The organism is Limimaricola sp. G21655-S1, from assembly GCF_027213785.1.
In the GTDB taxonomy this organism is placed as follows: Bacteria; Pseudomonadota; Alphaproteobacteria; order Rhodobacterales; family Rhodobacteraceae; genus Limimaricola.
This window is the reverse complement of the sequence record NZ_JAPWGO010000020.1, coordinates 65,817-74,143: the sequence shown is the minus strand read 5'-3', so window position 1 is coordinate 74,143 and position 8,327 is coordinate 65,817. Positions and strand designations below refer to the sequence as shown.

Annotated in this window: 7 protein-coding genes and 1 pseudogene; 6 read left to right on the top strand and 2 right to left on the bottom strand. The window is 64.6% G+C overall.

What is annotated here, in order from left to right:
- On the top strand, nucleotides 1–393 hold a 393-nt coding region (locus O4G76_RS16960; protein WP_269398431.1), incomplete at its 5' end, for an integrase core domain-containing protein.
- A gap of 17 nt (nucleotides 394–410) precedes the next feature.
- Here the strand turns inward: O4G76_RS16960 and O4G76_RS16955 are convergent.
- A complete protein-coding gene (locus O4G76_RS16955; RefSeq protein ID WP_373568048.1) occupies nucleotides 411–572 on the bottom strand; it encodes a hypothetical protein in 162 nt (53 codons plus the stop codon).
- A gap of 54 nt (nucleotides 573–626) precedes the next feature.
- Here O4G76_RS16955 and O4G76_RS16950 point away from each other — a divergent pair, with 54 nt between their 5' ends.
- The 5 genes and pseudogenes from O4G76_RS16950 to O4G76_RS16930 all read left to right on the top strand — a co-directional run bounded on the left by O4G76_RS16950 (nucleotide 627) and on the right by O4G76_RS16930 (nucleotide 6,397).
- A complete protein-coding gene (locus O4G76_RS16950) occupies nucleotides 627–1,001 on the top strand; it encodes a hypothetical protein (protein ID WP_269398430.1) in 375 nt (124 codons plus the stop codon).
- Complete coding sequence (locus O4G76_RS16945; protein ID WP_269398429.1) at nucleotides 1,001–3,145, top strand: DDE-type integrase/transposase/recombinase; 2,145 nt, start codon at nucleotides 1,001–1,003, stop codon at nucleotides 3,143–3,145. Before O4G76_RS16950 ends, O4G76_RS16945 begins: the two co-directional genes overlap by 1 nt.
- A gap of 40 nt (nucleotides 3,146–3,185) precedes the next feature.
- Nucleotides 3,186–4,574 (top strand): annotated as a pseudogene (locus O4G76_RS16940) (IS3 family transposase).
- A 74-nt stretch (nucleotides 4,575–4,648) separates the two neighbouring features.
- Nucleotides 4,649–5,671, top strand: a complete 1,023-nt coding sequence (locus O4G76_RS16935) for an ATP-binding protein (protein WP_269398428.1) — start codon at nucleotides 4,649–4,651, stop codon at nucleotides 5,669–5,671.
- 144 nt (nucleotides 5,672–5,815) lie between these two features.
- Nucleotides 5,816–6,397, top strand: a complete 582-nt coding sequence (locus tag O4G76_RS16930) for a L,D-transpeptidase (protein WP_269398427.1) — start codon at nucleotides 5,816–5,818, stop codon at nucleotides 6,395–6,397.
- A gap of 52 nt (nucleotides 6,398–6,449) precedes the next feature.
- On the opposite strand, the gene O4G76_RS16925 is transcribed toward O4G76_RS16930, so the two are convergent.
- Complete coding sequence (locus tag O4G76_RS16925; RefSeq protein ID WP_269398426.1) at nucleotides 6,450–8,204, bottom strand: SulP family inorganic anion transporter; 1,755 nt, start codon at nucleotides 8,202–8,204, stop codon at nucleotides 6,450–6,452.
- Between the last annotated feature and the right edge of the window lie 123 nt (nucleotides 8,205–8,327).

Here is an 8,327-nt window from a genome sequence, read left to right as displayed (position 1 = left end):
ATCCGCGTCGATCGGAAGCTCAACTCCACCGACGTGGTGGACGCTTTGACGGACCTGTTCATCCTGCGCGGGCCGCCCGAATCCATTCGCTCAGACAACGGCCCCGAATTCGTGGCCACGAAGGTGCGAGACTGGATCGAAGCCGTGGGCGCCAAGACCGCCTTCATCGAACCGGGGTCACCTTGGGAAAACGGCTACTGCGAGAGCTTCAACGCCCGCTTCCGCAACGAGCTGCTCGACGCAGAGATCTTCTACACGCTGCGCGAGGCACAGATCCTGATCGAGCGATGGCGGAAGCATTACAACACCGTCAGGCCCCACAGCGCCTTGGGCTATCGGCCACCTGCACCAGAAAGCATCGTGCCCGTCGACCGGAGGCCGACCATGCACTAACAATTAACTTGGAGCACTCAGTTGGGGCAGCTCAATTGCCGGCGCCATCTGTAGTAGCTCTGCTGCGTGATGCCGACTTGGCGCACCGCATCGGCGACCGGCATGCCTTGCCCGTGCAGCACCTCGATCTGCCGCAGCTTCAGCACGACGTCCTCGGGCTTTTCGCGCTTTCCACCCATCGCTTCGTCCTCCTCCTAACGAGATAAATCTATCTCAGTGGGCGGAGCACTCCATTGGGGGCAGAACATGATCGCCTGAACAAGAAGAATTTTCTGGCCGAAATGTCGCTGATCGCCGGGCAGATGGCCCCATCATTTGCCGACGATGTGCGTGTCATCACCGAGCAGCACTTGGATCCAGTCGAACTATACAATGCCGAGCTGCTCTACGGGGTGAGGGGCATTGATATCGAGGCTGATGAGGCCGCAGAGGAAGCCGTCTCAAGCCTCCTCGGAGCTGCTTCACTTGAGCAGTTGACACAAGTGATCGGGCTTGGGGGGCGCGGATTTCGCGCCTTGCTGCGCCTAATAGCGGCACAACGCGTGCTTCCCAGTACAGCCGAGCGCATCACTAAGAATACCCTGATCTATCTGCCGAGGGCCAACTGATGTCTGTGCATTTCGTTCCCGCTTCGAACCGCTATGCCCTCGAGCCGCATGATAAGGTGACAGTCCGGGGCATAGAGTATCGGCCAATAAGCAAGAACGAGCTGGGCCTTCTTTTTATCCGTTGCGATGGGACCGGTGTTGCCGAGATGTTTCCCCATGACCAGCTTTCACGCTTGGTTGCGGACGGCGAGCTGAAACACGAGCGGGGTAGGTTTCTTCCTGCCGCCGCCTGCCGCGAAGCGGGTCGTTCCAGCGAGTTCATCTCGGACATCAATGGGCCGATCGCCGAGCGCCTGCACGTCAGAATGGCGTATGTCGACGCCTTTCTGGAGCTCGAGCGCAATGGCCAAGTGATGCGAACAGAAGCGCGGGTCGTGGGTGCCCAACACCTCCTACAAGCTGGAGCGATCAGTCTTCTTCAGAAGCCCAGCCGCCCTGGGAAGCGCTCGTATGCTGGTAGCCCCACCTCGGTTCCCAAATGCCCGTCCCCTGGACGTCTGCTGAAGTGGGTCCGGCAGTTCGAAGCTTACGGTTACGCTGGCTTGGCGGGCAACCGTCAGAAGAGCGGCAATCGTACCGCTCGTATGTCAGCAGATGAACTTGCCCTCATGATGTCTGTCGTCCGGGGGTATTGCTCTCCGCAGAAACCGACAAAGCAGACCATCTATGTGGACACCCAGATCGCGTTTAAGGACGAGAACAAGCTACGTTCCGAGGCGAGTCTCGTGGAGTTTCGGTGTCCGTCGCGTGAGACCGTTAGACAAGCGATCCTCAAACTCGATCCGTTTCAAGCGGATATCGCGCGACTGGGACTTGAGGCTGCACGTGCCAGGCATACGCCTATTGACCGAGGTCTGGACTTGATCCGCCCGTTGCAGCGCGTCGAGATCGACGAATGGAAAATCGATCTCATCTCGATAATGTCGCAGTCGGGGCTTGGGCATTTGTATAGCGAGGAGGACCTCGCTCTGTTGGGTCTCGACGGCACGAAGGACCGTTGGTGGGTCAGCGTCGCGATCTGTGCCACGACGCGTTGCATCCTCGCGATGAAACTCGTGCGAAATCCCAGCGCATCCAGCGCGATTGAGACACTTCAGATGTCGATGCAGGACAAGGGGTCTTGGGCGGATGCCGTAGGTGCTCTCTCACCTTGGGACATGGCTGGGATCGGAGAACTGTACGTCACTGATTGCGGTGCTGCTTTCAAATCGAAGGAGTATCGTGCGGTCTGCGCCGACCTTTCCCTTAGGATTGAGCGAGCCATTGCCGGCATGCCATGGCTTCGTGGCTGGATCGAACGAATGTTCCTGACCGCTTGCATGGGGCTCCTTCCTCGTCTCACCGGTCGCACATTCTCGAACGCGGTGGAGCGAGGGGCGCACAAGCCGGAGGAGCGAGCGGTCCTCACATCTGACGAGCTTTCTTTCGCGCTCGTTCGCTGGGTCGTAGATATCTACCATAACACCCCGCACTCCGGCCTGAATGGCGCTACCCCTGCTGAGACCTGGAGAAGCCTTGTTGCGGAGTACGGCGTCGCGCCTCCGCCGGATCTGAGAGCGCGCCGCTTGGTGTTTGGTACGCAAATGACCCGTGTGGCTGACAAGTCCGGCATTACGGTTATGGGCGTTCGTTATCACTCGGATGCGCTGGCTCAAAGCGTGATCCACGGTCGGGCCCGGGACGTCGCCGTGCGTTGGCTGCCTGAGAACATAGGAGCCATCGAGGCGCAATTGGACGGCAAGTGGCGCACGGTCCCAGCCGTGTTCCCCTTCTTCAAGGGCCTCGCGGCACAGACTTGGCTTGCGGCGGCTCGCAACTTACGAGCACAGCAGCGGACCAACCGTAAATTCACCGACGACATCGTCCACAAAGCTATCAAGGCGATCGAAGCAATGAACCGCGCTGCTGAGAAGCGTGCAGATCTCAAGGTCGCTGACTGGTCGAACGAGCGGATCGTGTCCGAGGAAGATAGGCTCTTTGTTGGCTTCAACGTCGGATCGTCGTCCGACACCCTGCGGCAGTCGGATGATGGGCTGGGTTTCTCAGTTAGGACTGGGGGGCCGCTGTCGACTGAGGAGGAGATGTCAGCAGTCGATACGCTGTCCCCCGTCAGCGCCTTTGGGACATCTGAGTTGATTTTGTAACGGAGGGTTCCTGGCTCATCGTAACCACCGAGGAGTGGAGATGAGACAGAAACCCGGAACAGCCAGACCGACGACGGAGACGCTGGTGAAAGACATCCGTCGGCGCACGCGGAAGCACCATTCGGCCGAGGAGAAGATCCGCATCGTCCTGGATGGGCTGCGCGGCGAGGAAAGCATTGCGGAACTCTGCCGGCGCGAGGGGATCGCCACGAGCCTCTATTACAGCTGGTCGAAGGAGTTCCTCGAGGCCGGCAAGAAGCGGCTCGCGGGCGACACGGCCCGCCAGGCCACCAGCCCCGAGGTCAAGGAGCTGCGGCACGAGGCCTCGGCGCTGAAGGAGGCGGTGGTCGATCTTACCCTGGAGAACCGCCTGCTCAAAAAAAGCATGCTCGGGGATGGGGGAGACGGGGCATGAGATATCCCGCTTCCGAGAAGCTCGAGATCATCCGGCAGGTGGAACGCTCACACCTGCCGGCGAAACGGACCCTCGACATGATCGGCGTGCCGCGCACGAGCTTTTACCGCTGGTATGATCGCTACCTGTCGCTGGGTGGCGAGCCATTGATGCGCCATTGGTTCGAGCACAATGGCGAGCGGGCTCGAGGACCGACCCTCGCGACCGACCCGGGTCTGGAACCGGATTCCCGACAAGGTGCGCACGCAGATCGTCGATCTGGCCCTGGAGCAGCCCGAGCTGTCACCCCGGGAACTCGCCGCCCGCTTCACCGACACCCGGCGCTACTTCGTGTCCGAGGCCAGCGTTTACAGGGTTCTGAAGGCCCACGACCTGATCACCAGCCCGGCCTTCGTGGTGATCAAGGCGGCAGACGAGTTCCACGAGAAGACGACCCGGCCCAACCAGCTCTGGCAGACCGACTTCACCTATCTGAAGGTCGTCGGCTGGGGCTGGTTCTACCTCTCGACCATCCTCGATGATTACAGTCGCTACGTCGTCGCCTGGCGGTTCTGCACGACGATGAAGGCGTCGGATGTGACCGCGACGCTGGAAGATGCCTTGGTCGCCTCGGGCTGCGATCGGGCCACCGTCGCCCACCGGCCCCGGCTGCTCAGCGACAATGGCAGCAGCTACATCTCCGGCGAACTGGCCGGTTGGCTCGGTGACAAGGGCATGGACCATGTTCGCGGCGCCCCGAACCATCCCCAGACCCAAGGCAAGAGCGAACGCTGGCACCAGACCCTGAAGAACCGCATCCTGCTCGAAAACTACTACCTGCCCGGAGCGCTCGAGGCGGCCGTGGCGGCGTTCGTCGACCACTACAACCATCACCGCTACCATGAGAGCCTCGGCAACCTCGCCCCTGCCGACGTCTATCTCGGAAGGGCCGAAACCATCCTCAATCGACGAAAGGAGATCAAAGCCAGGACCATCGAAAAGCGCCGCTCGATGCATCGCCGGACGGCGGCATGAACCGAAACCCGAACGAGCCAGACCCTCCGGTCAACATTAGGCCATCGTGTCCCAGATCATCTGACGACGGACACTTGATAAACGAGGATCTGGGCCTGCGGGTGATGGTCGGCGACCGGCTTACCGTGCGCGAGCGGTTGGTGACGGACGTGGTGCGCGGGCTGCTGCTACCGGCGCTGGCGATCCTGCCGGTGCTGGCGGCGCTGATCTGGATCAGCGTCGGACGCGGTCTCGCACCGCTCGACCGGATGGCACGGGCGCTGAGCGCGCGAGCGGCCGATGATCTCGGCCCGGTGGCTGCTGGTCCGCTGCCACGCGAGATCCGGCCCATGGGGGCGGCGCTCGACGGGCTGTTCGCCCGCGTCGCCGCCGCGCGCGAGCGGGAGAAGAGCTTCACCGCATTTGCCGCGCACGAGCTGAAGACCCCGCTGGCGGGCATCAAGACGCAGGCGCAAATCGCGGCGATGGCCCCGGACGAGGCGACGCGGCGACAGGCGCTGGCGCGGATCGAGGCCGGGGTGGCCCGCACTGACCGGATGGTGCGGAAGCTTCTCGAGCTTGCCGCTGTCGATAGCGCTCCGGAGGGCGGTGGCGAGGTCGTCGACATGACGCGCCTGGTGTCCGATCTGGCGCAGGACATGCAAAGGCTGGCTGCCGAGCGGAGTGTGCAGCTCGGGCTGGAGATGGCGCCGGGGCTGTTCTGCCGAATCCCCGACCCGGTGCTGCCTGCCGTGGCGCTGCGCAATATCGTCGAGAACGCCGTGCTGGCGAGTCCCTCGGGCAGCGAGGTCATGGTCCAGGGCGTGGCACGGGACGCGCGGATCACGCTGTCCGTGCTCGACCATGGGCCCGGCATTCCGGAGGCCGAGAGAACCCGCGTGACCGAGCGGTGCTTTCGCGGCGCGGGCGCGCCCGCGGGTGGCAGCGGGCTGGGCCTGGCGATCGCACAGGTGGCGGTCGAGCGGCTTGGAGGACAGCTTCGGTTCGCGCCGCGGACGGGTGGGGGCGAGGCCGTGCAGATTGTGCTGCCCTGTGCCGGACCCGTTCACGAAGGTGGCAGGGCGTCGGAAGGACGCGACACTGCCACACGCTCGTAAGGCTGCCTTAAGCCCGATGCATTCGACACGGCATGGACGTACCCCGCCTGGCCCCCGGACCGACCGGCGCCAGCGCGGGGCCGTCATCATCAAGTCCCATGCGCGGCAACCGCCGACGCGGGGACGAAATAGACGAGGTGACGCATGTTGAGACGAGGTTTTCTCAAGGGAACGGCCGCTGCTTTCGCGGGTGCCGCGCTGCCCGCCGGCCGGGCGCCGGCGCATGAGGGCGCGGCGCAGGCCGCGGTGATCCCGCCCCGCGAGGTGGCCATCGCGGACGGCATCCCGGCCGGGCAAATCCACGTCATGCCCGACGAGTTCGCGCTCTACTGGACGCTGCCGGACGCGCGGGCGCTGCGCTACGCGGTCGGGGTGGGCCGCGACGATCTCTACGAGGCGGGGACCTTCCTGATCCAGGCGAAGAAGGAATGGCCGAGCTGGACCCCGACCCCCGGCATGCTCGAACGCGAGCCGGAGGTCTACGGTAAATGGGCCGACGGCATGCCGGGCGGGATCGACAACCCGCTGGGCGCCCGGGCGCTCTACCTGTTCAAGGACGGGTACGACACTTTCCTGCGCATCCACGGCACCAACGCGCCCTCCACCATTGGGACCGCCGTCTCGAACGGCTGCGCCCGGCTGGTGAACGACCAAATCATCGAGCTCTATGAAAAGGTGCCGCTGGAGACGCAGGTGTTCCTGTATCCCAATTCTGGCATGGCCTGAGTTCCAATCGCTACTTGGGTGGCAGATTGATCGGTTCGGTGCTGAGGCCGAACTAGGCGCTCTGGCGGACGGGCCGTGGGGCTTTGGGCCCGGCCTCGGCCAGCTTGCACGCCGCCTCGTGCTGGCTGAGGAACACCTCGCCGGTCAGCTCGTCGAGGAAGTGGCTGCGCTTGAGCCGGTCCATCACCGGGCCTTTCACCTCGCTCAGATGCAGCCGGATGCCCGCGTCGTGCAGCCGGGTGTTAATCGCTTCGAGCGATTCCAGAGCCGAGAGGTCGATCTCGTTCACCGCCGGGAACATCAGCACCACGTCGGTGAGCTCGGGCTTGTCGGCGGCATAGGCCGAGAGCTGATCCTCGAGGTAGCGGGCATTGGGGAAATAGAGGCTCTCGTCGACCCGCAGCGTCAGCACGTGCGGCTGGGTCTCGACCTCGTGGCGCAGCACGTTTCGGAAATGCTCGGTGCCGGGCACCCGGCCGACCACCGCCATGTGCGGCCGCGAGGTCTTGTAGAGATGCACGAGGATCGAGGTGACCACGCCCGCGGTGACGCCGACCTCGACACCGAACACCAGCGTCAGCAGGATCGTAGCTGAGACGGCGGCGAAATCGGCGCGGCTGAAAGCCCAGGCGCGTTTCAGGATCGAGAAATCGACGAGGCTCAGCACGGCCACGATGATGGTGGCGGCCAGCGTTGCCTTGGGTAGGAAATGGATGAGCGGTGTCAGGAACAGCGCCGCGAGCGCGAGGCCCAGCGCGGTGAAAGCGCCCGCGGCGGGGGTCTCGGCGCCCGCATCGTAGTTCACGACCGAGCGCGAGAAGCCGCCCGTAACCGGAAAGCCACCCGAGAAGGCCGCGCCCATATTGGCGGCGCCAAGACCGATCAGCTCCTGATCGGGGTCGATGCGCTGGCGTTTCTTGGCGGCCAGCGTCTGCGCGACCGAGATCGACTCCACGAAACCGATAATCGAGATCAGCAGTGCCGGGACGAAGAGCTGGGAGATCAGCGCGGGGGAGAAGGAGGGCAGGGTAAGCGGGGGCAGACTTTGGGGCACCTCGCCGACGATGGCGACACCGCGTTCGCCCAGATCGAACAGCCAGACCGCCAGCGTCGTGGCGACGATGGCCAGGACGGGGCCGGTCTTGGCGCCGATATCGGCCATGCGCGGGCCGAGGCCGATCCGGCGCAGCAGCGGCTTCAGCCCGCCGCGTACCCAGAAGAGGAAGGCGGTGGCCGCCGCGCCGATCGCCAGAGTGATGAAATTGGTCTCGCCCAGATGCGCGAGCAGGCTGGAGACGATCTCGATCAGCGTGTGACCCTCGGCCTTGATACCGAGGATGTGCTTGAGCTGGCTCGCCGCGATCAGGATGCCCGATGCGGTGATGAAGCCCGCGATCACCGGATGCGACAGGAAGTTCGCCAGAAACCCGAGCCGAAACAGCCCCAGCGCCAGCAACATCGCGCCCGACAGGAAGGCCAGCGTCAGCGCGGCGGCGACGTAACCGGCGGTGCCGCTCTCGGCGATGTTGCCCACCGCGGCGGCCGTCATCAGCGACACGACCGCGACCGGGCCCACCGCCAGCGCGCGCGAGGTGCCGAAGATCGCGTAGAGCAGGATCGGCGCGATCGAGGCGTAGATCCCGGCCTCGGGCGGCATGCCTGCGAGCAGCGCGTAGGCCAGCGATTGCGGAATCAGCATGATCGTCACGATCACCGCCGCCACCGCGTCGCCGGTGAACTGTCCCCGGTCGTAGCGGCGGCCCCAGTCGAGGATCGGCAGGTAGCGGGCAAGCGAAGGCAGGGTCATCGCGGCAGGTCCATGCGTGGTCGAAGGGGGGGCGGGGGGGGGGGGGGGGCGCCCGGGGGGGGGGGGGGCGCCCCCCGGGGGGGGGGGGGGTGGTGGCGGGGGTGGGGGGGTATAACGCCCGCG

What these genes read in the sequence shown, in the direction of transcription:
- O4G76_RS16955 (WP_373568048.1), bottom strand. Translation starts at nt 572, where the DNA reads ATGGGTGGAAAGCGCGAAAAGCCCGAGGACGTCGTGCTGAAGCTGCGG.
- O4G76_RS16945 (WP_269398429.1), top strand. Translation starts at nt 1,001, where the DNA reads ATGTCTGTGCATTTCGTTCCCGCTTCGAACCGCTATGCCCTCGAGCCG.
- O4G76_RS16930 (WP_269398427.1), top strand. Translation starts at nt 5,816, where the DNA reads ATGTTGAGACGAGGTTTTCTCAAGGGAACGGCCGCTGCTTTCGCGGGT.
- O4G76_RS16925 (WP_269398426.1), bottom strand. Translation starts at nt 8,204, where the DNA reads ATGACCCTGCCTTCGCTTGCCCGCTACCTGCCGATCCTCGACTGGGGC.